The following is a 24,358-nucleotide window of genomic DNA, read 5'->3' as shown; positions in this document are numbered from 1 at the left end:
CGGCTCGTGATCATCGCCTACGGTCGCGGAACTGCTCGAGCAAGTCGCGGCTGTCGCGCAGGGCTGTCGAGCGTTCGGTTCTCGGCCGCTGCCGCGGAATGTACGTCTCGAGCCGAGTTGCCGCGGCCTTCTTGTCCGGCGCGAACGGAATACCGGTCGCGAGCGCGCGCAGTCCCAGCGTGCACATCTCACCGAGCATGCTGATACCGATCGACAGGGTGATGGGTTTGGCGTCGTGATGCATCCCCATGGTGCTGCCGAGCAGGTTGAGGCCGAAGCCCACCGCCGCCGAAGTCACCCAGACGCCAAGGGTTTTCGCGGTATAACGCTGCCACAGATGCCCGTCCCGCTCGAAGAGCACCGTCGTGGTGCCACGCACGGCACCGAACGCGATGCCCACCACACCACCGATCACCAGCCAGATGATGTCGACGCCATTGAGGTCCTCGACCCTGGTGACGCTGTAGATACCGATCCCCACCAGGATCAACGGCGTCAGAAACGTGTCACGCGCGTCCACCGGTTCCCCCATGAACCGCTTCACGATCATCACGATCGCCCCCACGATGATGACGAGCATCAACCCCACACTCATGGCGCCTCCCAGCACGAAAGTCCTGCCGGGAAACTAACCCCGCCCCGAGTGCCACCGCGTCCGCCGAACGGACGATCCGAAGGATGACTGCGGGTCGTTCGGCCGCCGCCACCTGCGGGCGGCTACCTGCTGATCAGGTCGGCGATCTGCTCGGCGATGGCGGTCATGCCGTCGAGGTTGGGATGGTACGAGCTCATGACGGCGGCGAGATCCGGTGTGCGGGTAAAGGGATCGGCGAAACCGGTGACCCACGGGGTGGATGTGCACGGTGTGTGGGTTTGGTCGACCTCGATGACGTCGGCGCCCGCCGAGCGGGCCGCGCGGGCGGTCGCGGCGAGCAGCCCGTCATAGCCTGCACGCGCGGCGCTGGCCTGGTGCGGTTGCAGGGGCACGGTCGTGCATGAGGTGGCTTCGCGGTCTACGACGGGCAGGTAGTCGACGAACAGCACGCGAGCATCGGGTGCCTTGGCGTGCACCGCGTCGGCGATACGCACCAGCGCCTGCTCGACGCGACCGTAATCCGTATCCATCGACGGCCCAGCGAGCTCGCCGCCACCGAGCGCACACCCGCGGGTCGCCACCTCCGCCGCCGCCGTGGGCAGCGAAAACGCCTGGGCGGCAGCGTTACCGCAGCTCTGGGTGATCATGGTGCCGACGAGACGCAGGTCGTTGCCGCCGACGGTGACGGTGACCAGCCGGGTATCGGCGGTCACCGCGTCGAGCTGTACCGGTACCGACCGCCCGTCCCGGAGTCGCTGCGCAGTGTCCAGGATGTGGGCCGTGGTAGCGCCCGAGCAGGTGACGTCGCTGAGCGCGAGCCCGAGCGCGTCGGCGAGCAGGCGCGGATAGTTCTGCGCCGATCGGGCGCACCCGGTGTCGACGACCGGCGCGATCCCCGGCCCGGCCGCGTAGGAGCTACCGAGCGCGACATACTGCGCGCCGGGCTGCGCGACGGCCACTGCGGGACTCAGGCCGGCGCTGGTGACAGCGGCAGCCGCGATCACCAGGGTTCGGAACAGCTTCGTACGTCGTGCCACGGTATCGACCACCTTGTCCAGACGTCTGGCTTTGTCTGAACGTAGCGCAGTCCAGGGCGGCGCCGCCCCGGACGGGTACTCAGTACCCCTGCTGCCCGCCCAACTGCTGAGCGATGACCCCCTGCAGACGTTGCAGTCCGGTGGGTGTGATGCCGCTCTGGATCTGGCCCTCGATGGTGCGGACCAGCATGGCGTCGCTGATCACCTTCTCGCTGGACTGGATGAGCACGGTGCCCGCGCCGGTGAAATCGAATTGGCGTTCCTCGCCGGAGTTGACGCCGAAGCGCGCGGCGCCCGCGGCCAGGAAGCTGGAGATCCAGCGCTGGTCGTAGTGATGGCTGGGGGAGGGGCAATCGGCCCAGCCGACCAGGGATTCCGGGTCGACCCGCAGCGGCGGCTCGGCGAACATGACCGGGCCGTTGGAGGAGGCCAGGAACTTGCCGGTGCCGATCAGGGTGAGGAAGCCGGGCACGATGGACTGGTTCAGCGACAGGCCCGGCTCGAACGCCAGCAGGTTGGCGGCGCGGATGGTGAGGTTGCCGTTGTCCTCGAGGTCATAGGAATTGATGTCGTAGCCGCGGTCGCCGATGATCAGCTTCCCGTGCCCCTCGGCCACCACATAGTCGCCGGTGAACAGCGGCGCCGAGAATTGCTGCGCCACCATGTGCATCAGCCCGCCCTGCAGGCCATGGGTGAGCATTTGGAATCGCATGTCGCCGTAGTAGGCGATCATCGCGCCCTTGCGCATGAACCACGGCTTGTTCAGGTCGATGCAGTAGGCGTAGCTGTTTCCCGGAATATTGTCGCTGTCACCGAGATTCATCGGATTCAAGATATCGGTCATGGTCACAACTTCTCTTCCGACGCCTGCACGTACACGACACCCTGACCGACACAATGCAATTGCATCGCCTCGCCGGAACCGCGACCCACCGCGTCGCGCCAGCTGAGCGCGGTCTTGAGCTCGGTCTGCACGTTTCCGTACGCGGCGACGAACGCCTGCGGGTCCACCACGATCGGATTCGGGCCGCCCACTTGCAGTTCCAGGAATCCGCCGTGGGCCAGCAGGACGGCGGCACCCTGCCCGGACAGTTGCGTGGTGAACATGCCCTGGCCGGTCAGCGCCCCGGTCGCGGCGCCGCGCAGCGCACCCATCAGTCCGCCGCCGCCACCGCCTCCGCCGCCACCCGAACTCATCACCGAGACAATGGAGCTCTGCAAACCGGCGGTATTGGCCAGCAATCGCGAAGCCTCGACCCGCAGCATCGCACCCGGCTGCATGTGGACCACATGGACTTCCAGTCCCGCGAATCCGTAATGCACTTCACCGGTGCCTTGCGCCAGCATGGTGCGCTCGTGCTCACCGGCCATCATGCGGCCGGCCATGCGCATCAACCCGCCGCCGCCGCCCATCGCCTGGCCGCCCGGAATCTGGTGCGGCGCAAAGGAAACGTCACCCGTGTAGAACAGCATCGCGCCGGTGCGGGCGGCCACGCCACCCGCCATCCCGACGTTGACCTTGACGACCTTGCTGTTGACTTTCTCGAACATCCGCTCGCCCTTACCGTTCCGCCGGCTGGATCAACACCACGCCCTGGCCGTCCCAGCGCAGCGAGAACGCCTCGCCCGCATCCTGACCGACCACCGTGCGCCAGGAGACGTCGGTGACGAACGACTGATTGAGGTTGCCGCGCGCGGCGACGAACGCGTCCGGGTCGACCACCAGCGGGTACTGCGGCGACACCTCGAGATGGATCAGCGGCCCGCCCGCCGACAACAGCGCGACCTGCCCCTGCCCGGACACCGTCGTGGTGAACAGCCCCGCGCCGGTCGACGCGCCGCGCAGGCCGGCGAACCGCACGTCGGTGCGTAGATTCCCGGCGAAGGCCAGCAGCTGCTGCGACTCCACCTGCAGTGTCTCGTTGTTCAGGTTGACCACGGTGACGTGCTGGCCGTTCACGGCGAAGAAGACCCGGCCGTTGCCGGAGCACTCCATCAGCGCGAGTTTCTCGCCGGTGGCGCGGCGCTTGAGCCCGGCGAGCACGCCGTCGCCGCCGCCGAAACCGGCCGCCTTGAACTGCACGTTGCCTTCGTAGGCGATCATCGACCCGGATATCGCCCGTAGGCTCGTCCCGGCGAGGTGCGCCTCGATCACCTTCTTGGATTGTTCGAACAGTTGCGCCATGAGGGTGTTTTTGCTCGCTGTCTCGTTACGGGAACATGGAAAAACCCCACATTCCAACTGCGTGTCGACACATTAGCCGATGCCCCGGCAACTGTCGGGGTCAACGAGGGTGTTTACCGGAACCGTTGCCCGCGCCTTTCTCGTAGAGTGGCATTCGAACGCACCGACAAGCGAAGGGTCTAACTTGTCCGCAACACTCGCCAAGGGCCAAAACGGTCCGCTGGCCACGAACGACGTGGTGATCTCCATCCAGCTCACGGCGCCGGCGGATCTTTCCGCACTATTGGTCACCGAGCAGGGCAAGGTCCGCTCCGACGCGGACTTCGTCTTCTTCAACCAGCCGAGCGGACCCGGGGTCAACCTGCAGCCCGCACCCGCCGGGCAGCCCGCCTCGCTTGCCGTGTCGCTGAACTCGGTCCCCGCCGATATCGCGCAGATTCGCGCTGTGATCACGCTGGACGACGCGAACAGCAACTTCGGGCAATTCCCCGCGCCGACCGCGATCGTGTCCGACGCGACGGGTAATCGGTTGTACGAGTACCAGATCGAGGGCTTGAGCACCGAGTCGATCGTCATCGCGCTCGAGCTCTACCGCCGCCAGGGCAGCTGGAAGGTGCGCGCCGTCGGGCAGGGCTACGCGGGCGGTTTCGCCGCGCTGGTCACCGACCACGGCGTGACGGTCGACGATTCGTCGTCCCAGCAGCAGGCCGCGCCCGCACCGCAGGCCGCGCCGCCACCGCCACCGCCGCCGCCCGCCTACCCGACGCAGCCGCCGCCGACCACACCGGCGTACCCGGCCCAGGATCCGCAGTACGCGCCGACCGGTGGTTACCCGCCGCCCGGCCCCGGCTATCCGCCGCCCGGTCCCGGTTACCCGCCGCCGGGCCAGGGTTACCCGCCGCCGCCCGGACCGGGCGCCGCACCCGGCCAAGGCGCGTATCCGCCACCCGGACAGCCGGTTCCGCCGCAGCAGCCGCCCGCCGAGGTGAGCCTGAGCAAGGACCGCCCGGTCAGCCTGGTGAAGGGCCAGCGCGTCACGCTCCGCAAGGAGGGCGGCGCCGCGCTGACCTTCGTCAAGATGGGTCTGGGCTGGGATCCGGTCAAGAGCCGCGGCATGTTCGGCAACCGCACCGTCGATGTGGACCTCGACGCGTCGGTGGTCATGTTCGCCGACACGAACCCGGTGGACGTCGCCTATTACGGCCAGCTGACCTCCAAGGACGGCTCGATCCGGCACCAGGGCGACAACCTCACCGGCGAGGGCGAGGGCGACGACGAGGTGATCCTGGTCGATCTCACCCGCATCCCGGCGCACGTGTCCACGCTGGTGTTCATCGTGACCTCCTACAAGGGGCACACCTTCGAACAGGTGCAGAATGCGTTCTGCCGCTTGGTCGACGGCACCACCAATGCCGAATTGGCCAGGTACACCCTGGCCGGCGGCATGCCCTTCACCGCGATGGCGATGTCGAAGGTCTTCCGGGTCGGCAACGATTGGAAGATGCAGGCGCTCGGCGAAGGCTTCGCGGCCAAGCATCCCGGTGAGGCAGTACCCCATCTCGGCCGGTTCCTGCAGCACGGTTGATCGGGGCCGGCGCGAACAGCAAGGCAGACAAGGTGATTCAACTGAAGGCCGGTCAGAACACGCCACTGACCGGCAATGTCGTCCGATTCCGGGCGAAAGCCGATGCGGCACTGGATGTTTCGGCGCTGGTGGTGGCGGAGAACCTCAAGGTCTTCGCCCCCGAGGATTTCGTGTTCTACAACCAGCCGACCGCCGCGGGGGTGCGGCTGGACGCGGACGAAGTGACCATCACGCTGCCCGAGGTGCGCGGTGACGCCAAGGCGGTGCTGCTGGTGGTCAGCGCCGACCCGGCCGTGCCCGCCAGTCCGGGCGGGCTCGGCACGGTGACCGCGACGCTGTCCGAGAACGACCGAACCACAGCGGAATTCGTGATCACGCCATCGGCAGGGGAGGCGGCACTGATCTGCCTGGAGGTGTACCGCCGCGGCACCGATTGGCGGCTGCGCGCCGTCGGGCAGGGCTACTCCGGTGGCCTCGGTGTGCTGCTGACCGCGCACGGCGTCGAGGTCGAGGACGACCCGGCCGATCCCGCCGCGCAGACCGGCTCAGCGGCACAGGTCGGTGCGGTGCCCCAGCCGACCGCGGCCCACCAGACCGGGCCGGGCGTACACACCATGGCTGGTCCGATGGCCAGCGAAGCCCGCTCCGCGGCGGCGGCGCCACTGGAGGTCGGGCACGGCCTGGAACGCCTGTGGATGATCTTCGAGGATGCCGCTCGTTCGGCCGCCGCGCTGCTGTCCGCGCGTGACTACGCGGCCAAGCGGCTGGACCAGGAACTGTCGGTCGCGGTCGCGGATCCCGAGACCAGGAACACCCCGGTCGCCGACGCCGCGCGCCGGGCGGCACAGCAACGCAACGACGAACTGATCGCCACCGCCGAGAGCAACCATCAGCGCGACAGCGCGCAGCTCGTGCGCGAGCTCGCCGACGCCGATCTGATGCTGCCGCCCGCGCTGGCGTCCTGGGACTCGCCGGTCTGGGAGAAACCGGTCACGCCGAGCGACGGCATCCGGCTCGGCGAGCTGTACGCGCGCGAACGCGGGACGCTGCGGGTGCCGTATTGCGTTCCGGTGCCGTTGAATCGGCCGCTGTGGATCGACACCGAGTCCACCCGCGCGGTCGCGCCGGTGGTGAGCGCGCTGCTCGCGCGGCTGCTCACCGCGGCGCCCGGGCGGCGAACGCTGGTCGACATCATCGATCTGACCGGTGCGTTCAGCGGTTTCACCGACCTGCTCGCGCCGGTGCTCAACGGGCCGTCGATCACCGACCACAGCGAGATCTCGGCGCGGCTGCAGGAGCTGGTCCAGGCCGCCGAGCTGGCCGAGCTGGCGTTCACCAGCGGCATGGGCAGTCCGCCCGAGGAACACCGAATCCTGATCGCGGCCGACTTCCCGCACGGTTACCAGAGTTCGGACGCGCAGCGCATCGGTTCGCTGATGGTGCGCGGCGAGCTGATCGGGCTGTCGATCGTGATCATCGGCAGCGACGAATCCGAGTCGAGCGACACCACCGTGGCGATGCTGTCACAGTCGTGCAGGCACCTGCCGACGATCGCAGGCGCACCGCTGTTCGATCCGTGGACCGGCAGCCCCTGGCAGCTGGACCTGGACACGCTGCCCGAGGATCCGGTGCTGCTGGCGCGTTACCTGCGCACCCACTGAGCCGAGTCGCCGACCTGCGAGTGCCACTCGCGGGTCGGCGCCACCCGGGGCCGCAGCAGCTCGGGCAGCCAGGGCAGCAACGGATCCGGCGCGCGGTCGACGATGCCGCCGATCGGGTCGTCGACATAATCGCGGCGCACCAGGTCCTCTTCGGGCCGGTAGATCTGCCGAACGATCAAGGCGCACAAGCCGAGTACCGCGAGATCGCGCACGACGACCGTGCCGGTGAACCACTGCTCCGGCAGGCCCTTCTTGTCCAGGCCGAGGTAGTAGAACATGCGCGGCGCCCAGACCAGCGCGTCGATCGTCATCCAGGCCAACAGGATTCGCCGATGCGGCAGCGCCAGCACGGCCAGCGGCACCAGCCACAGCGAATACTGCGGGCTCCACACCTTGTTCGTCACCAGGAACGCGGCAACCACCAGGAAGCACAGCTGAGCGAGCCGGGGGCGTTGCGGCGCGGTCAGTGCGATGTAGCCGATCGCCACGCACGCGGCGACGAACGCCAGCAGGGACACCGCGTTCAGGATGACCGGCGGTTCGCCGTGGCTGAGCGTGCCGTCGAAGCCGCTCCAGCCGGTGAACGAGGTGATCACGTTGTAGATCGAGTCCGGGTCGGCGTGCCGGGTGGTGTTGAGCCGGAAGAACTCCCGCCAGCCGTTCGGGTACAGCGCGGCGATGGGCAGGTTCACCACCACCCAGGTGCCGAGCGCGGCGGCGACCGCGACGGCCGCGGCGCCGAGCGGCCGCAGGCTGAACAGGTGGATGCGATACGGGGTTTCGCGCACCCAGTCCTGCGCCGCCGACCAGCTGTCGATATCGCGGAAGCGCAGCCCGAGCTGAGTGCTGGGCAGCCGCTGCATCGGGTCGGCGCGCAGGCACAGCACCACGATCGGGCCGAGCAGCAGCAGCGGATACAGCTTGGCGGCGCCACCGAGACCCAGCAGCAGGCCCGCGAGGGCCGGGCGTCTGCGCGCCCAGGCCAGCAGGCCGGTCGCGGCGAAAGCCGTTGCCAGGGCATCGAAATTGGTGAAGATGTGCACGATCACCAGCGGCGAGCAGGCGATCAGCGCGGCATCCCACACCCGGCGCCCGGCCAGCTGCGCGCTCGCCCACACGGTGATCAGCCAGGCCAGCGCGAGGCCGAAGGCGACGACATTGAAGTAGATGACCACCTGGAGCGCGCCGGGCAGCGGCGCGGCATCCCAGGCCTTGGCGATCCGCATCGAAAGGTATTGGTACAGACCGGACAACACCGGATACTCCATGTACCGGGTTTCCTGGCCGCCGTCCGGGGTCTTCTCGGTCCAGTCCTTCTTGTACGGGAAGGCGCCCTCGTTCAACCGCTCCGCGCCGTACAGCGGGACGGTGTCCGAGTAGCACATCGCCACGTACTGGCGTCCGTTGTTCCAATCGAGGGTCAGCGATCCCTCGCCGGCGCCGGTCTGCTGGATGCAGCCCGCCTTGCTGAACCAGCCGAACGCCAGGAACACCACCGTGAAGGCCAGCAGCACCCGCATCGGCGTCCAGAACCGGGCCCGCCCGATCAGCGCGTGCTCACCGACCGGCCCGCCGACGACGGTCGACAGCTGTGCGGTGAGCGAGTCGTTGCGACTGGGCCGATCCCGGGCGTCCGCGGACCGCAGATCCGGCGCGAGCGGGCCGGGCGCGACGTAGTACGCGCCACCGGAAGGTGCCCCATCGGCCCGCGGCACGCTCCCGTTCGTCCGCTGGTCCACCAATTCCTGATCGGTCACGGCCCCCGACGCTACCTTGAGTTCGACTATTGCTTCGGATCGAGTCGTCCCCACTCAGCAGGCTGGTGGGGCGCCTCGCAGTGTGGAACCTGCGGCACCACGGCGTATTCCGCCGGGTGCCGCAGGTTCGCCACTACCGGCTGCGGGTGGTGGGTGGTGCCCCGGTGCTTTCGTTCTGCCCGTTGCCTGCCCGCGGCGAACCGGTCGCGGTCGGCGACGAGCCGTCGGTGGGTGCCACCGGCTGCCCGGGCAGCGGCCCCGGACCTTCCTCGCGTTGCGGCTGTTGCTGCTGCTGCGGGCGCTGTTGCGGCTGTTGCTGCGGCTGCGCGCCGGGCAGGCCCGGGATGACGATGCCGGGCAGGATCTCGATCGGGCCCGAGGGGATCTGGATCGGCGGCAGGAACGGGACCTCGGTGGTCGGCGGCGGCGTGTACGGCGCCGACCATTCCGGCACGCCCGCTTGACCCTTGATGGGCGCCGGCTTGGGGAAGGTCTCGTTCTTGGTGCCTTCCAGCGCACCGTCCATGGTGGCCTTCCAGATGTCGGACGGCAGGCCGGAACCGTAGATCATGCCGCCCTGGTAGTTGCGCAGCGCCGTGCTGTCGACGGCACCCACCCACACCGCGGTGGACAGCGACGGCGTGTAGCCGACCATCCAGGCGTCCTTGTTCTCGCCGGTGTCACCGAGCTGGGCGGTGCCGGTCTTGCTGGCCGACTCGCGTCCGCCGGCCAGGTTGTGGTTGCGCGACCATGCCGCGATCGGCTTCATCGCCGCCGTCACGTTGTCGGCCACCGCCGCCTCGACCCGCTTCTCGCCGGGCACCTCGCCGCGATCGAGCAGCACGGTGCCGTCGGCGGTGACGACCTTCTGTACGAAGTGCGGCTTGTGGTAGACCCCCGAGGCCGCCAAAGTCGCGTAGGCGGAAGCCATGTCGAGTGCGCGGGCGTCGTACTGGCCGAGCACGATGCCGTTGTTCGGGCCGCTGCCGTCCGGCTCGGTGAGCGAGGGGCCGACGCCGGGAATGGTCTCCGGGATGCCGAGCTTGTGCGCCATGTCGGCGATCTTCCTCGGCCCGTTGCCCATGTCGATCTGCATCCGGTAGAAGCTGGTGTTCAGCGAGCGCTTCAACGCCTCGGCGATGGTGCACATGCCGCAGCCCTCACCCTCGACGTTGGTGATCTTGATGCCGTTGACGGTGATCGGCGAGCTGTCGTACATCTGCGAGAGCGGCACGCCCTGTTCGAGATTCGCCGCGAGGCCGAACACCTTGAACGACGAGCCCGGCTGCAGGCCCGCGTTGGCGTAGTCCCAGCCCTTACCGTCGTCCCCGCCGTAGTAGGCCCGCACCGCACCGGTCTTCGGATCCACCGAGACGACCGCGGCACGCAGCTTCTCCGGCTCGCCCTGCAGCTTCTTCTGCGCCGCGTCCACGGCCGCCTGCTGCGCCTTCGGATCGATCGTGGTGGTGATCGACAGACCCGCGGTGTTGAGCTGCTGCTCGCTGATGCCCTCGGCGGACAACTCCTTGAGCACCTGCTGCTTGATCAGGCCCTCCGGGCCCGAGTCCAGGGTCTTGTCCTCGGTGTTCGACACCGGGGCCACGCGGGGGTACTGCATGCTCTGCCGCTCGGCCGCGGGCAGGTTGCCGCCGGAGACCATCCCGTCGAGCACGTAGTTCCAGCGGGTCTTCGCGCCCTCGGGGTTCTTCTCCGGGTCGAGGCCGGACGGCTGCTGGATGGTGGCGGCGAGCACCGCGCCCTCGGCGGCGGTCAGCTCCGTCACCGGCTTCTCGAAGTACGCCTTGGCGGCGGCGTCGATACCGTAGGCGCCGCGACCGAAGTAGATGGTGTTCAGGTAGGCCGCGAGGATCTCGTCCTTGCTCCACTGCCGCGCCATCTTGGCGGAGATGACCAGCTCACGCATCTTTCGGGTGAGCGAGCGTTCGTCACCGACCAGCGCGTTCTTCACATACTGCTGGGTGATCGTGGAACCACCACCGGCGCTCTCCTTGCCGAGCACGTTGTCCCGGGCGGCGCGCGCGAAGCCGGAGATCGAGAAGCCGGGGTTGGAGTAGAAGTCCCGGTCCTCGGCGGCGATCACCGCGTTGCGGACGTGCGCCGGGATCTGCTCGATCGTCACATCGGTCCGGTTGCCTTCCGGCGGAACACGTCTGCTGATCACCGTTTCGCCGTCGGCGGCGAAGATGGTCGCCACCTGATTGGTTTTGAGGTCGCCGGGCTGGGGTACCGAAACGGTGGTGTAGGCGATCAGGAACACGCCGCTGGGTATCAGGATGGCCATGGCCATCATCACGTAGATGACCCGGCGCACGATCCGCCACGGCGACTTCTTCTTCTGGCCGGGCCTGCGCTTACCCGATCCGCCGGAGCCGTCGCCGCCGCTGCCGCCGTTGCGGCGCGGGGGTGGGCCGGACGGCGGTCCGCCCGCGGTCTGCCTGCGTTCACCGGTGCCGGTGTCGCCGACGCGGCGAGCCCGTTCGGCCGTCGGGCGCGGGCCGGTGGCCGGGCCACCGCGCCTGGTCCGGTCGGCGGCCGCGCCGGGCAGCGAGTCGCGGTCGATCTTCTGGGTCGCCTGTGCGCCGGGCGGCGGGGCCGGGTTCGGCCGTCCCTGCGGCGGCCGCTGCTGCGGCGGGGGCGGGCCGGGACGACGCTGCGGTTGCGGTCCACGCAGTTCCCCGGGGTAGGGGGCGGGACGCTGCCCGGGCGGCGGACCGGGCCGGGCGCCGGGCGGCGGCGGGCCGGGGCGTGGGTTCTGATACGGATTGGGACCTGGGTGTGAACTCCGTGGAGGACGGCCGCCGTGCGGTTCATCGCCGTAAGGGGAAGTCTCGTAGGGCGAATTCACTGACAAGATCTCCATAACTCGTAACGGTGCGGGTGGCTCGGGGCGGTCGCGTCGACCGCGGCGGACACGTGGTGGCTCCGCGAGTCACCCGACGGGCAGATGACCAGGCATTTCATTCGGCTGCGGTGCGCCGGGTCCCGGTGCGACGCCGCGTTGGCGCCGGCGTGGTCCCGAGGACGTAGGACTGCACCAGATGATTCCAGCTGCAGCTGCGGCATACCTCGACGACGTGAACCGAGAACTCCTCACGAGTCTCGGCCAGGCGAGTCAGCTCCTCGGGGGTCCGAGCCGATCCCGCCACCGGTCCGAGACCGTCGCCGTAGACCCAAGATACAAGCGTGAGCTGTTCTTTCCGGCAGATCGGGCATGTGACCTCGCTCCCCCGGCCGTGGAACTTCGCCGCACGCAGCAGGTAGGGATTCGCATCACATACCTCGGCGACATCGACGCGGCCCGCATACACGTCAGCCAGCAACGACCGACGCCGGAGGGCGTAGTCGACCACTTGCCGCTGGATTCGCACGAGAACCAGAGTAGCGGTGTTGCCGAGGGGCCGCCCCGGCTCAGGGGTATGAGAAACCCGGTAGATCCCCGTTTATATCGCCCACGACTGTGCAGCGTTATATCGCTCCGATATAGTTTGGAGTCGCATCCATCGGTTAGGTCTGTACATAGTCAGGGAGGTGAAGCCCGGTGCTCGAGTTGGCAATCCTCGGGCTGCTCCTCGAATCGCCCATGCACGGTTACGAGCTGCGCAAGCGGCTCACCGGCCTGCTCGGCGCGTTTCGGGCCTTCTCCTACGGGTCGCTCTATCCCACGCTGCGCCGTATGCAGTCGGACGGACTGATCGCCGAGGAGATCCCAGCGGGTGTGGTCACGCGTCGTGCCCGCCGCGTCTACCAACTGACTCCGGCGGGCCGCGAGCGGTTCAGCGAACTGCTCGCCGACACCGGACCGCAGAACTACACCGACGACGGCTTCGGCGTTCACCTCGCCTTCTTCAGCCGCACCCCCGCGACAGCGCGGATGCGGATTCTGGAGGGCAGGCGGCGTCAGGTCGAGGAGCGCCGAGAAGGACTCCGGGAGGCGATCAAGAAGGCCAGCGGGTCGCTCGATCGCTACACCCGGCAGCTCCACCAGCTCGGACTCGAATCAAGCGAGCGCGAAGTGCGCTGGCTCAACGAGTTGATTGCGGCGGAGCAATCGACGAAGGCGGCACCACAGAAAGAGGGAAATATCGGCCATGAGTGATGACAAGAAGGCTGACAACGCCACAGAAGTTCGCGTCGCCATCGTAGGTGTGGGCAACTGCGCTTCCTCGCTGGTCCAGGGTGTGCAGTACTACAAGGACGCGGACGAGACCGCGACCGTGCCCGGCCTCATGCACGTCAAATTCGGCAAGTACCACGTCCGCGACGTGAAGTTCGTCGCCGCGTTCGACGTCGACGCGAAGAAGGTCGGTTTCGACCTCGCCGAGGCGATCTTCGCCAGCGAGAACAACACCATCAAGATCTCCGACGTGCCGCCGAGCGACGTTGTCGTGCAACGCGGTCCGACCCTCGACGGCATCGGCAAGTACTACGCCGAGACGATCGACCTCTCCGAGGCCGAGCCGGTCGACGTGGTGAAGGTGCTCAAGGACAACAAGGTCGACGTCTTGGTTTCCTACCTGCCGGTGGGTTCGGAAGAGGCCGACAAGTTCTACGCCCAGTGCGCCATCGACGCGAATGTCGCCTTCGTCAACGCGCTGCCGGTGTTCATCGCCTCCGACCCGGTGTGGGCCGAGAAGTTCACCAAGGCGGGCGTGCCCATCGTCGGTGACGACATCAAGAGCCAGGTCGGCGCGACCATCACCCACCGCGTCATGGCCAAGCTGTTCGAGGACCGCGGCGTGCAGCTGGACCGCACCATGCAGCTCAACGTCGGCGGCAACATGGACTTCAAGAACATGCTGGAGCGTGAGCGGCTGGAGTCGAAGAAGATCTCCAAGACCCAGGCCGTCACCAGCAACCTGAAGAAGGAAATGGGCGCCAAGGACGTGCACATCGGCCCGTCCGATCACGTCGGCTGGCTCGACGACCGCAAGTGGGCCTACGTCCGGCTCGAAGGCCGCGCCTTCGGCGACGTGCCACTGAGCCTGGAGTACAAGCTCGAGGTGTGGGACTCGCCGAACTCGGCGGGCATCATCATCGACGCGGTGCGCGCGGCGAAGATCGCCAAGGACCGCGGCATCGGCGGACCGGTCATCCCGGCGTCGGCCTACCTGATGAAGTCCCCGCCGAAGCAGCTCGCCGACGACGTCGCCCGCGAACAGCTGGAAGCCTTCATCATCGAGGCGTGAGTTATCGGCCGCGCGGAGGTAAAGCTCCGAGCGGCGAGGCACCGTAACGAAACGAGCCGGGCCGCACGAATTTTCGTGGGCCCGGCTCGGTGTGTTCGGTGGCTCAGTCCAGGGAGACGTAGACCTCTACCGAGGTCGGGCCGGTGTAGCGCTCGATCTCGGCGGTGTGTGAGCGGGTGATGGTTCCCGCGCTTTCGGCCTTGCGGACCTGGGCCCAGGCGGTGCGCAGGAGGTCGTAGGGCTTGTCGGAGACGACGAACTTGGCGTAGCGGCCGTGTGGGACACGGGTGAGTACGTCGCCCGCGTCCATCTCGTCCATCGAGGCCACCTCGTAGCCGAGCACGGCGACGGCGTGGTCGTTCTGGCCGATGTAGGCGGCCACCCTCGGCACGCTCTTCTCGCGCGCCAGGTAGCGGTCCCAGGTGAAGTTCACCAGGTCGAGGTCGCGCGCGGTCACCTCACGCCCGGCCAGCGGGACGGTCAGTCCGGCGACCAGGCTCTCGTCCAACGTGACAATCTCGAAGTCCACAGTCCTGTTCCTACCCGTCGACTTGATCGTCTGCCAGCGCTACGAAGACTTCGGCCGTGCGCGCGTCGGGATAGTGCTCCCAATCGCCGGTGTAGGCGCGCACGAAACGGCCCGCGGCCTCGGCGTCCCACACTGAACGCCAGATGTGCACGATGGTGTCGCCGAGGTTGTCACCGCTGGCGATGAATCGGGCGAATCGGCCTGCGGGCACCCTGGCCAGCACGTCACCGGGCAATAAGTCGTCGAGGCTGCGGCAGCGGTAGCCGACGATGTGCGTCAGATACGAATTGATTTCCGGCGCGTGGTCCACGTACGCGGTCGTCGGCGGCCCGGGCAGCTGGCGAGCCAGGTTGCGTTTCCACGCCTCTTCGACTTTCGCGCGGCGCGGTCCTTCGACCGCGAGCGCCGGGCTGCGAAGTACTGTTCCCGCCACCAGCGTCTCGGGTTGGTCAACGACATTGAAATCCACCGGCGTAGCCCCTATGTCTCGTCTGTCTCCAATTGGCGGCGTCGTCGCTCGAGCGCATATCCTTCCGCATCGATCCCGCGGCATCGGCGTCGGCCTTGTCCGACACACTCGCTGTTCGCTCTCACTCTGGCAAACGATGCTGCCATGTCATGCGTTCCCCTGGGTGCAAGAAGGTCACAGCATCATCGCTATCGCGGTACCGGAATGGTCAGACCGGGAAATATCTCTACTTCCTTGGGTCCTTCCGGTGCGGGCGGGATGATCACGATCGGTTCCCGCGGCGGACCCTGCGGCGGATTCAGGATGTCGTAGTTGCCGCCCGACGGTTTGTTCGCGCCCGGCGGCGCGGCCGTCGCCGCGCCGTTGGTGGCCGGGAACTGTTCGATCGGGGTGCCGGCGAGCGCGCCGTCCATCACCTGCTTCCAGATGTCGGCGGGCAGGCCGGAGCCGTAGATGTCGGTGCCGCGCGCGGTGTGGATCGGCTGCGACTGTTCGGTGCCGATCCACACCGCCGTGGACAGCGACGGGGTGAAGCCGATCATCCAGGCGTCCTTGTTCAGCTTGGACTCGCCGAGCTGGGTGGTACCGGTCTTCGCTGCGGACGGGCGGCCACCGGCGAGGGCGTGGCCGTTGGAGTACGCGGCGATCGGCGTCATCGCCTGGGCGGTGTTGTCGGCGATGGTGCGCGGGATGCGTTGCTGACCCTCGGGCAACTGCTTGCCGACCTGTTGTTCGGGCGCGCCGCGGTCGAGCAGCACGCGCCCGTCACCGGTCACCACCCGCTGCACGAAATACGGCTGGTGATACACACCGGACGCGCCGATCGTGCCGTACGCGGAGGCCATGTCGATCGGGCGAACGAGATACTGCCCCAGCACGATTCCGTTCAGCGGCCGACCGCCGTCCTCGGTGAGGGTCTTGCCCGCCACGCCGGGGATCTGTTCCGGAATGCCCGCCGCGTGTGCCGCGTCGGCGATGGCCTTGGGCCCGTCGAACATCGACATGGTCATCCGGTAGAAGCTGGTGTTGAGCGAGCGCTTCAGCGCCTCGGCCATGGTGCAGCGCCCGCAGGTTTCACCGTCCACGTTGGTGATCTTGGTGCCCCGGTCGGTGACCGGTGAGCTGTCCAGCATGCGGTGCAACGGAATGCTCTGCTGCTGGGCGGCGATCACCGCGAACGGCTTGAACGCCGACCCGGTCTGCAACGGCGCCTGGGCGTAGTCGTAGCCGATGCCGTCGTCGCCGCCGAAGTAGGCGCGCACCGCGCCGGAGCGGGGGTCGATCGAGACGACCGCGGCGCGCAGTTCCGGCGGCTGGCCGCTGAGCCGGTTGTGCACCGCGTCCAGCACCGCCTGCTGGGCTTTCATGTCGATGGTCGTGGTGATCTGCAGCGCGCCGGTGTTCAGCTCGTGCTCGCTGATGCCGGAGGAACGCAGCTCGCGCACCACCTGGGTGCGGATCAGGCCCTCGGGCCCGCGGGCCACGTTGTCGTCGGGGATCTCGCTGAGCGGGATGATCGACGGGAAGGTGGTCGCGTCCCGGTCGCCCGGTGCCAGGACGCCCATCTCGACCATGCCGTCGAGCACGTACTTCCACCGCGCCGTCAGATCCGGCAGGTGCGTCTCCGGGTCGAGAATGGACGGGGTGCGGACCAGCGCGGCGAGCACCGCGCCCTCGGCCAGGGTCAGCTGGTTCACCGGTTTGTTGAAGTAGGCCTTGGTCGCCGCGGCGATGCCGTAGGAACCGCGACCGTAGTAGATGGTGTTGAGGTAGGCGGCGAGGATGTCGTCCTTGCTCCACTGCCGCGCCATCTTGGCCGCGATGACCAGCTCGCGCATCTTCCTGGTGAGCGTGCGCTCGGAACCGAGGAAGGCGTTCTTCACGTACTGCTGGGTGATGGTGGAGCCGCCGCCGGCGTTGTCGCGGCCGAGCATGTTGTCCCGGGCGGCGCGCAGGAAGCCGGAGGTCGAGTAGCCGGGGTTGCTGTAGAAGTTGCGGTCCTCGGCGGAGAGCATCGCGTTGCGGACCGGCTCGGGCACCTCGGCCAGCGGGACCGGCGTGCGATTGCCGTTGGGCGGCACCACCTTGGCGATCACCGTGCTGCCGTCGGCGGCGAGCACGGTGGCGATCTGATTGGTCTGCACCGAGCCGGGTTCGGGGATTTCGGCGCTCCAGTAGACGAGCACGAACAGCAGCGTCGGTACCGCGCCGAAGATGATGAACAGCGCGAGCACCAGTCGACGGAAGCGTTCGGCTCGGGTGCGCGGCGGATGGTCCGGGTCGGGCGTGGGTGACGGTCGGGGTGCCTTGGGTTTCGCCGCGCGTCGCTTGTCGCGCTCGGTCGTGCCGCCCAGCTCGTTGAAGCCCGCGATCGAGGCGTAGGGCGCGGGCTCCGGTGCATCTTTTCGCCGTTTGCGAAACGAACTCACGACGCTGCCTCGCCGGCGGACGCGCTGCGTCCCCGGTGCTGGTTCACGACGCTGCCTCGCCGGTGCTCGGCCCCGACGCGCCCGCGGACGCGCGGTGTCCCTGGCTCACTCGCTGGCGCTCGTTCACGATCATCTCCTCCCGGAGCGTCGGCCGAAACTCACCTGCACGAACAACGATCGGAAATGGGCCCCCACGAGCCCGACTTTACTCGCGCCGTGGGTGACCCGCGATGCTATCACCGGGCCGTCGGGGCAAGGCCGGATTCCGGTGATAGCTCGAAAAATGCGCGCCGAGCGGGTGTTCTAGCTCTTGACGCCGCCCGCGGTGAGGCCGGAGATGATGCGGCGCTGGAACAGCAGCACCATGATGACCAGCGGGATCGACACCATGACGCCCGCGGCCATGATCGCGGCGTACGGCTCGACCAGCGGGTTGTTGCCGGAGAAGCGAGCGACCGCGACGGTGACCGGCTCGGTGCTGCCGCTGGAAAGCAGTCGGGCCAGCAGGTATTCGTTCACCGCGGCGATGAAGGCCAGGATTGCGGTGGTGAATACCGCGGGTGCCGCCAGCGGCAGCATGACCAGCCGGAACGCCTGCAGCTTGGTGGCGCCGTCGATCCGTGCCGCCTCTTCGAGTTCCCACGGCAGCTCGGCGAAGAACGACGCCAGGATGTACACGGTCATCGGCAGCACGAACGAGATGTTCGGGATGATCATCGCCTGGTACTTGCCGATCCAGCCGAGGTTGGTGAACAGCTGGAACAGCGGGGTGACCAGCACGACCACCGGGAACATCGAGGCGCTCAAGATCAGCCCGGACACCACGTACTTGCCGCGGAAGGTCAGCCGCGCCAGCGCATAGGCGGCGAGCACGCCGAGGACCAGCGCGATCACCGTGGTGATGGAACCGATGATGACGCTGTTGCCCAGCGCCCTGCCGAAGTTGTTGCCGCGGCTGGTGTCGAACGCGTTGCGGAAGTTCTCCAGCGTGAGGTGCGTCGGCCACGGGGTGCTGTCGAAGGTGTAGGCGGGATCGCGGAACGCGGTGACGGTCATCCAGTAGAACGGCCCGAGTCCCCAGATCAGCACGATCGCCACGCCCGCGTAGAGCCGCACCGACTTGAGCCGCTGCGTCCACGAAACCGAAGGCGCGGCAGGCTTTTCCGCAGTCCGAACCGACATCAGTGCGCCTCCCGCTGTTCTTCCTGGGTCCGGACGGCGTTGGCGCCGAGGACCTTCACCAGCACGAAGGCCACCGCGAAGATCATCAGGAAGGTGATCGTCGACAACGCGGCCGCGCTGTTGGGACCCTGCCGGACCTGATCGACCACCAGGATCGACACCACCTGGGTGGACGGGTTACCGAGGGTCATGATCGCGGGCAGGTCGTACATGCGCAGCGCGTCCATCGTCCGGAACAGCACCGCGACCAGCAGCGCGGGCTTGAGCAGCGGCAGCGTGATCTGGGTGAACCGCTGCCAGGCGGTGGCGCCGTCGACCCTGGCCGCCTCGTAGACGTCGGCCGGGATCACCTGCAGGCCGGCCAGCAGCAGCAGCGCCATGAACGGCGTCGTCTTCCACACGTCGGCGGCGATCACCGCGAACCGCGCGGGCCACGCATCGGAGGTCCACAGGATGTTCGTGCCGAGTACCCGGTTCACCACCCCGTCGTACTGGAACATGAACTCCCACAGCCGCGCGGTGACCGCCGTGGGGATCGCCCACGGAATCAGCACCGCGGCGCGCAGCAGCGCCCGCCCCTTGAACGTCTTGCCCATCACCATGGCGAAGCCGAGCCCGAGCGTGGCCTCCAGCGTCACCGTGACCACGGTGAAGAACAGCGTGACCAGGATGGCCGACCAGAACTGCGAACCGAGGTTGCCGGTCGGGCAGCTGACCATCTCGCCGCCCGCCTGGCATTGCTGCAGCAGCCAGTGCGTGTAGTTCGCGAAGCCTGCGCTGCCGCCCTCGACGAACATGCCCGTCGCCGGGTCGAGACCCGAATCCTTCTGGAACGACATCCACAAAGCCCGGATGACCGGGTAGCCGATGACCACGGCCAGCGCCAGCATCACCGGCGCGACGAACATCCAGGCTTTGCCGGAGCGCCGCATTTCCAATGCCAGGGTCTCGCCGAGGCCACGCTTGCGTGGCAGGAATTCCTCACTCGGCACAGTGCTGGCCGCTCCCGAAGGATCCGACACCGTTTCTCTCTCCTACGGGTCTCGTCGGGTCCGCTGCGCTATCCGCTCTACGATCCCGCGGTCTCGATGCCCTTCTGCATCCCGATGATCGCGTCATCGATGGTCTTGGTCTGCTTCAGCGCAGCATAAGCGTTGTCCTGGATGGCTTTCGACACCGCCGGGTAGAACGGGGTGACCGGCCGCGGCACCGCGCTGGCGATGGAATCCTTGAGCGCGGGCAGGTACGGCATCTTCGCGATCAGCGCCGGGTCGTCGTACATCGAGGCGCGCACCGAGGGCAGCGCGCCCGAGGCGACGATGTGCTGGGCGTCCTCGCTGATCAGGAAGCGCAGGAAGTCCAGCGCCGTGGCCTTGTTCTTGGAGTACGCGCTGATCGCCGCGTTGTAGCCACCGAGGGTGGACGCGCCGACACCGTTCTCGCCGGGCAGCGGGGCGACGCCGAACTTGTCCTTCACCGAGGAGGCGTCGCCGCCGACGTCACCGTAGGTGGACGGCCACGACCGCAGGAACATCAGCTTGCCCTGGGCGAAGGCGTTGCTGCTCTCCGGCTCCTTGAAGGTGATCGCCTCCGGCGGGATGTCGCCGTTCTTGTAGGCGTCGACCAGGACCTTCAGCCCGGCCCGGGACTGCGCGCTGTTCACCGTCGGGGTCTTGCCGTCGGCGCCGACGAAGCTACCGCCGTAGGCGTTGATCACCTCGGCGGTGTTCACCGTCAGGCCCTCGTACGGCGCGAACTGACCGGCGTAGCAGCCGATGTTCTGCTCCTTGGCGATCGGGCACTGGTCCAGCAGTTCTTTCCACGTCTTGGGCGGGTTGGGCACCAGGTCCTTGCGGTAGAACAGCAGGCCGCCGTTGGTGTTCCGGGGCGCCGCGTACAGCGTGTTGTTGTAGGTGGCGCTGGCGACCGGCGGGGAGAGCAGCGCGGAGGTGTCGATGGCGAAGGAATCCTTCAGCGGCTGGATCCAGCCCTTCGCAGCGAACTGGGCGGTCCACGGCACGTCGAGCGCGACCACGTCGTAGTCGGACTGCTTGGAGCGCATGTGCTCGACCAGATCGTCGAACTGCTGCGAGGCGTCGTTCGACTGCTCCTTGAACGTCACCTGCTCGTCCGGGTGCGAAGCGTTCCAGCGCTCGATGAGCTGCTTGACCGCACCGGTCTCGGTGGTGTCCTTGCCCTCGACGTAGGTGATCGGCCCGCGCCCGGTGAGGTTCTGGCTCGTCGGACTGCCCCCGCTGTCACTGGAGCAGGCGCTGGTGAACGTCGCCGTCAGCAGCGCGACCGAGACAGCCGCGAGCGCGGCCTTCGGTACGAGCGACGTACGTAGGGACGACACCTTTTTCACAGCCATCGTGGACACTCCAGATCGATCGTGAGCATTAGCACACCCTGCCGGTTGCACAACGCAAGATACATGGTGTGGCAGTGACTCGCGGGATTGTGGCGGGAAGTGCTCGCTACTCTGGCGTGTGATGACATCGCCGAACCCGGTTCCCGAGCGGATGCTGACACGCATCGGTGGGCTGCTGCGCCAGGCCGAATCCACCGACAACGAGCACGAGGCGGAGGCGTTCCTGGCCGCCGCGCAACGACTGGCGACCCGGTCGTCGATCGATCTGACGGTGGCTCGTGCGCACGTCGCGGGGCGTGAGCGCCGGGCGACGCCGATCCAGCGGATCATTCCGATCGGCGAACCGGGCAAGCGCGGGCTGCGCACCTACGTCCAATTGTTCGTCGCCATCGCCCACGCCAACGATGTGCGCTGTGATGTCGCTCGCACCTCGACTCAGGTGTACGCCTACGGTTTCGACTCCGATATCGATACCTGCGAGGCGTTGTACGCGAGTTTGCTCGTGCAGATGGTGCGGGCGTCCGACCAATACATCAAGTCCGGGCAGTACCGCTCGGCCACGGTGGAGAAGGTGGTCACCGAAAAGCGCTGGGGGCGCAAGGTGCAACGCAAGGTACAGGCGCCGGTTGCGGGGGTGACGGCCCGGCTGAACTTCCAGATGGCGTTCGCGGCGCGGATCGGGCAGCGGCTGGCCGCGGTGAAGGCGGAGGTCGAGGCCGAGGCGGTCCCGGCGGACAATACCGCGACGGGCACGGCGCTCGCGTTGCGCAACAAGGAGATCGAGCTCACCGACTTCTATGCCAGCACCTCGGAGGCGCGCGGGACCTGGCGCGGTCCGCAGGCCTCGGCCGGGCATTCGGCGGCGGCCCGGCGGGCGGGTGATCGCGCGGGTAAGGCGGCTCGGATCGGTACCTCGCCGGAGCTCGGGGCGGCGCGCGGGCAGTTGACGACGCGCCGGTCGCGCGGTTCGACCAATGGATCGGCGTGAGTTTCGGGTACTTCGGGCCCGGTAGGCCGCTTCGCGACGGGGGTGGCGTGAGTTTCGCGTGCTCATTGCTCGGCGCGTGTCTTTGTGCGTTCACCCAGTGGATCGGTGACTCGGGTCGCATCGGCGCGTGCGGGGGACGATGCTGGTGAGCGTGCGAGATACTCAGCGCGCCAAGGTGTACGACGCCGAGCAGCTGGTGCGCGGCATGTTCGATCGGGCCGACGAGCACGGCAGCCGGACCGTCGAGTTGTACGGGTCGCATCTCACGCTGCCGATCGAGCGGCGCTTCGCCTCGGTGGCCTCCGTGCAGAGTTACGCCGACAAGGTTCTCGCCCTCAATTGGGTTCGGGCTCAGTGGGATCGGGCGGGCACGGCGGTGCGGGTCCGGTCTCGTGCCGGTGCGACCGCCGCGCACTACGAGGCCGCTGAGGCCGTGCTCGCCGTACCGCTGCACAGCGGCGGCCGGGCTTGGGCGTTGCGAGAGTTGGTGGTCCTGCACGAATTAGCGCACCATCTCGAATCCGCGCCCGGCTCGGTGGCCCCGCACGGCCCCGAATTCTGCGCCCGCTACCTCGAATTGGTCGACGGCATCATCGGGCCGGAAGCGGCGCTGGTGCTGCGCGCGACCATGCTGGGTTGCGGTGTGCGGCTCGGGTAGTCCCGGCTTGCGCGGACACTTTCGGCAAGTCAGGGCGCTTTTCGCTGCGGCAAACGCGAAAACTGTCCGCTCAGACCGCTTCCGGCGGTGACTCGACCAGTCGCAGCACCCGCTCTAGCCGCTGCTGCCACCATGCGGTGCGGTCCGGGTCTTGCTGCCGGTACTGCTCGACGAGGGCCGGATCGGGCTGGGGCGGGGTCGTCGGCACCGGCAGATAACCGTCGACCCGACGCAGGGAATCGCTGACCACGTCGCCGGTGAGCAGCGACAATGTGCCCAGACCGCAGGCGAATTCGAGTTCGGGGAGGGCACCGGCGAGGGCGAGTTGAGCGGCGAGGCCGACGCTGGTTTCCAGTGCGGAGGAGACCACACAGGGCAGACCGGCGGCTTCGGCCACCCGCAATGCGCGGCGGACCCCGCCCAGCGGTGTGCATTTGAGGACCGCGATGTCGGCGGCGCCCGCGACGGCGACTTTCAGCGGGTCCTCGGCGCGGCGGATGGATTCGTCGGCGGCGATGCGGACGTCCACCCGGCGGCGGACCGCGGCCAGTTCCTCGATGGTCCGGCAGGGCTGTTCGACATACTCCAAACCGCCTGCGGCCTTATCGATTCGGGCGATGTGCGCGACTGCGGTATCGACGTCCCAGACGGCGTTCGCGTCCACCCGGACGGCACCATCCGGACCGAGCGCGTCGCGCACCGCCTCGACCCTGGCCAGGTCTTCGGCGAGCGAATCGGCGTGGTCGGCGACCTTCACCTTCGCCGTGCCGCAGCCCGACCCCGCGACGATCGCGTGCGCGCGCTCCGGATCGACCGCGGGGACCGTGCAGTTGATCGGAATCCGGTCGCGCACCGGTACCGGCCAGCCCACCGTCACCTGCTCGAGCGCGGTGGCCAGCCACCCGGCCGCTTCCCGGTCGTCGTACTCGGTGAACGGGCAGAAGTCGCCCCACCCGAGTGGACCCCGGATCAGCATGCCCTCGCGCACGGTGATGCCACGGAAACGGGTGCGCATCGGGATCGCGTAGACGATGCTGTCGGCGGCGTAGTCGGTCATCGTTGCCAGCTTAACGGGCACCGTTGCGGCAGGACCTGGCTCGTCTGCCGGGCCGTTTCCGCTGTTCGCCGCAGATTTCCCTCATGCGGACTGAGTAGTTTTGCGGTACTCGACGCGCCGGTCGGCCGCGATGCTGAGTGCATGACCTACTACGGCACCACTCCCTACGGGCCGGCTCAGCCGCACACCCGGCCGCAGACGCGGGCCTGGGATCTGGCGCTGGCGCTCACCCTCTACGCCGGTGCGGCAGCGCTGGGTCTCGTCGCCGCCTACTTCACCGTCTTCTTCGCGTTCGTCACCGACTCGTGCGGCCCGAACAATTGCCGCGACGGCTACCTGGGTGCCGCCTTCCTCGTCTCCTGGGGCGGCACCGCGCTCGCCCTGCTCGGCGCGCTGATCATGATCATCGTGGCCGCGGTCAAGCGCTGGTACATGTGGTACTGGCCGGTGCTCGCCGCGCTGCTGATCGTCGCCTCGTTTCTCGGCGGGGTTGCGCTGGCCTCGCAGGTGACCGCCGGCCGCTGAGTGTCCGTCGGAGGTGAATGCAGTCCTGCGCCGCGCACGAATTGTCCCGCTGGGTATGGAATCGCCGATGTCGGCGCACTGAGTGAGCGAATTCGTGCGGTCGCGACCTGCTGTGCACGAGTT

At 68.0% G+C, this 24,358-nt stretch carries 22 protein-coding genes; 7 read left to right on the top strand and 15 right to left on the bottom strand.

From position 1 onward, the window contains the following. Window positions 1–10: 10 nt before the first annotated feature. From DMB37_RS20180 to DMB37_RS20160, 5 genes are all read right to left on the bottom strand, one after another. Window positions 11–595 (bottom strand): DUF1453 family protein, encoded by a 585-nt coding sequence (locus DMB37_RS20180; RefSeq protein WP_135234046.1) that lies wholly within the window; start codon window positions 593–595, stop codon window positions 11–13. 122 nt (window positions 596–717) lie between these two features. Continuing rightward, window positions 718–1,632 carry an SGNH/GDSL hydrolase family protein gene (locus DMB37_RS20175; protein WP_167768891.1) on the bottom strand — a complete coding sequence of 305 codons (915 nt, stop codon included), beginning with the start codon at window positions 1,630–1,632 and terminating at the stop codon, window positions 718–720. A gap of 79 nt (window positions 1,633–1,711) precedes the next feature. Then, window positions 1,712–2,476: an AIM24 family protein gene (locus DMB37_RS20170; protein ID WP_135234044.1), complete on the bottom strand. Its 765-nt coding sequence runs from the start codon at window positions 2,474–2,476 to the stop codon at window positions 1,712–1,714. A gap of 2 nt (window positions 2,477–2,478) precedes the next feature. After that, the gene (locus tag DMB37_RS20165; RefSeq protein WP_135234043.1) at window positions 2,479–3,183 is read right to left on the bottom strand and encodes an AIM24 family protein; all 705 of its coding nucleotides are present in this window, start codon (window positions 3,181–3,183) and stop codon (window positions 2,479–2,481) included. Window positions 3,184–3,193: 10 nt separating this feature from the next. Next, on the bottom strand, window positions 3,194–3,817 hold the full coding sequence (locus DMB37_RS20160; protein WP_107653378.1) for an AIM24 family protein: 624 nt from the start codon (window positions 3,815–3,817) through the stop codon (window positions 3,194–3,196). Window positions 3,818–4,001: 184 nt separating this feature from the next. Between DMB37_RS20160 and DMB37_RS20155 the strand changes: the two genes are divergently transcribed. Continuing rightward, a complete protein-coding gene (locus tag DMB37_RS20155; RefSeq protein ID WP_135234042.1) occupies window positions 4,002–5,402 on the top strand; it encodes a TerD family protein in 1,401 nt (466 codons plus the stop codon). Between the two features lie 32 nt (window positions 5,403–5,434). Then, complete coding sequence (locus DMB37_RS20150) at window positions 5,435–7,063, top strand: TerD family protein (RefSeq protein WP_135234041.1); 1,629 nt, start codon at window positions 5,435–5,437, stop codon at window positions 7,061–7,063. Here the strand turns inward: DMB37_RS20150 and DMB37_RS20145 are convergent. From DMB37_RS20145 to DMB37_RS20135, 3 genes are all read right to left on the bottom strand, one after another. Further along, the gene (locus DMB37_RS20145) at window positions 7,045–8,820 is read right to left on the bottom strand and encodes a glycosyltransferase family 87 protein (protein ID WP_135234040.1); all 1,776 of its coding nucleotides are present in this window, start codon (window positions 8,818–8,820) and stop codon (window positions 7,045–7,047) included. The genes DMB37_RS20150 and DMB37_RS20145 overlap by 19 nt on opposite strands. Window positions 8,821–8,953: 133 nt before the next feature. Beyond that, window positions 8,954–11,701 carry a transglycosylase domain-containing protein gene (locus tag DMB37_RS20140; protein ID WP_370465391.1) on the bottom strand — a complete coding sequence of 916 codons (2,748 nt, stop codon included), beginning with the start codon at window positions 11,699–11,701 and terminating at the stop codon, window positions 8,954–8,956. Window positions 11,702–11,798: 97 nt separating this feature from the next. Continuing rightward, window positions 11,799–12,209, bottom strand: coding sequence for a DUF5318 domain-containing protein (locus DMB37_RS20135; protein WP_159080092.1), 411 nt, complete (start codon window positions 12,207–12,209; stop codon window positions 11,799–11,801). Between the two features lie 170 nt (window positions 12,210–12,379). On the opposite strand from DMB37_RS20135, the gene DMB37_RS20130 reads away from it, so the two are divergent. Then, entirely contained in the window at window positions 12,380–12,937 is a 558-nt protein-coding gene (locus DMB37_RS20130) for a PadR family transcriptional regulator (protein ID WP_107653374.1), read from the top strand. After that, window positions 12,930–14,027, top strand: coding sequence for an inositol-3-phosphate synthase (locus DMB37_RS20125; protein ID WP_107653373.1), 1,098 nt, complete (start codon window positions 12,930–12,932; stop codon window positions 14,025–14,027). The genes DMB37_RS20130 and DMB37_RS20125 overlap by 8 nt, the downstream gene beginning before the upstream one ends. Window positions 14,028–14,130: 103 nt before the next feature. Here DMB37_RS20125 and DMB37_RS20120 read toward each other — a convergent pair whose 3' ends face one another. The 6 genes from DMB37_RS20120 to DMB37_RS20095 all read right to left on the bottom strand — a co-directional run bounded on the left by DMB37_RS20120 (window position 14,131) and on the right by DMB37_RS20095 (window position 21,007). Beyond that, the gene (locus DMB37_RS20120; protein ID WP_135234039.1) at window positions 14,131–14,556 is read right to left on the bottom strand and encodes a GyrI-like domain-containing protein; all 426 of its coding nucleotides are present in this window, start codon (window positions 14,554–14,556) and stop codon (window positions 14,131–14,133) included. 10 nt (window positions 14,557–14,566) lie between these two features. Beyond that, window positions 14,567–15,025: a GyrI-like domain-containing protein gene (locus DMB37_RS20115; RefSeq protein WP_107653371.1), complete on the bottom strand. Its 459-nt coding sequence runs from the start codon at window positions 15,023–15,025 to the stop codon at window positions 14,567–14,569. A 188-nt stretch (window positions 15,026–15,213) separates the two neighbouring features. Further along, window positions 15,214–17,454, bottom strand: a complete 2,241-nt coding sequence (locus DMB37_RS20110; protein ID WP_240772466.1) for a transglycosylase domain-containing protein — start codon at window positions 17,452–17,454, stop codon at window positions 15,214–15,216. Between the two features lie 303 nt (window positions 17,455–17,757). Next, on the bottom strand, window positions 17,758–18,636 hold the full coding sequence (locus DMB37_RS20105) for a carbohydrate ABC transporter permease (protein ID WP_135234038.1): 879 nt from the start codon (window positions 18,634–18,636) through the stop codon (window positions 17,758–17,760). Continuing rightward, window positions 18,636–19,658, bottom strand: a complete 1,023-nt coding sequence (locus tag DMB37_RS20100) for a carbohydrate ABC transporter permease (RefSeq protein ID WP_206055287.1) — start codon at window positions 19,656–19,658, stop codon at window positions 18,636–18,638. The genes DMB37_RS20105 and DMB37_RS20100 overlap by 1 nt, the downstream gene beginning before the upstream one ends. Before the next feature lie 47 nt (window positions 19,659–19,705). Then, on the bottom strand, window positions 19,706–21,007 hold the full coding sequence (locus tag DMB37_RS20095) for an ABC transporter substrate-binding protein (protein WP_135234037.1): 1,302 nt from the start codon (window positions 21,005–21,007) through the stop codon (window positions 19,706–19,708). Between the two features lie 121 nt (window positions 21,008–21,128). Between DMB37_RS20095 and DMB37_RS20090 the strand changes: the two genes are divergently transcribed. Both DMB37_RS20090 and DMB37_RS20085 read left to right on the top strand, forming a co-directional pair. Next, window positions 21,129–21,995 carry a DUF2786 domain-containing protein gene (locus tag DMB37_RS20090; protein WP_240772465.1) on the top strand — a complete coding sequence of 289 codons (867 nt, stop codon included), beginning with the start codon at window positions 21,129–21,131 and terminating at the stop codon, window positions 21,993–21,995. A gap of 142 nt (window positions 21,996–22,137) precedes the next feature. Beyond that, window positions 22,138–22,653 (top strand): TIGR04338 family metallohydrolase, encoded by a 516-nt coding sequence (locus tag DMB37_RS20085; RefSeq protein WP_135237695.1) that lies wholly within the window; start codon window positions 22,138–22,140, stop codon window positions 22,651–22,653. Window positions 22,654–22,723: 70 nt separating this feature from the next. Here DMB37_RS20085 and DMB37_RS20080 read toward each other — a convergent pair whose 3' ends face one another. After that, window positions 22,724–23,710: an o-succinylbenzoate synthase gene (locus DMB37_RS20080; protein WP_135234036.1), complete on the bottom strand. Its 987-nt coding sequence runs from the start codon at window positions 23,708–23,710 to the stop codon at window positions 22,724–22,726. A gap of 141 nt (window positions 23,711–23,851) precedes the next feature. Between DMB37_RS20080 and DMB37_RS20075 the strand changes: the two genes are divergently transcribed. After that, complete coding sequence (locus DMB37_RS20075; RefSeq protein ID WP_135234035.1) at window positions 23,852–24,235, top strand: hypothetical protein; 384 nt, start codon at window positions 23,852–23,854, stop codon at window positions 24,233–24,235. The last annotated feature ends 123 nt before the right edge of the window (window positions 24,236–24,358 follow it).

The organism is Nocardia sp. CS682 (genome assembly GCF_004634405.1).
Classification (GTDB): Bacteria; Actinomycetota; Actinomycetes; order Mycobacteriales; family Mycobacteriaceae; genus Nocardia; species Nocardia ninae.
The sequence above is the reverse complement of the archived record's forward strand: the minus strand, read 5'-3'. Positions and strand labels throughout refer to the sequence as shown.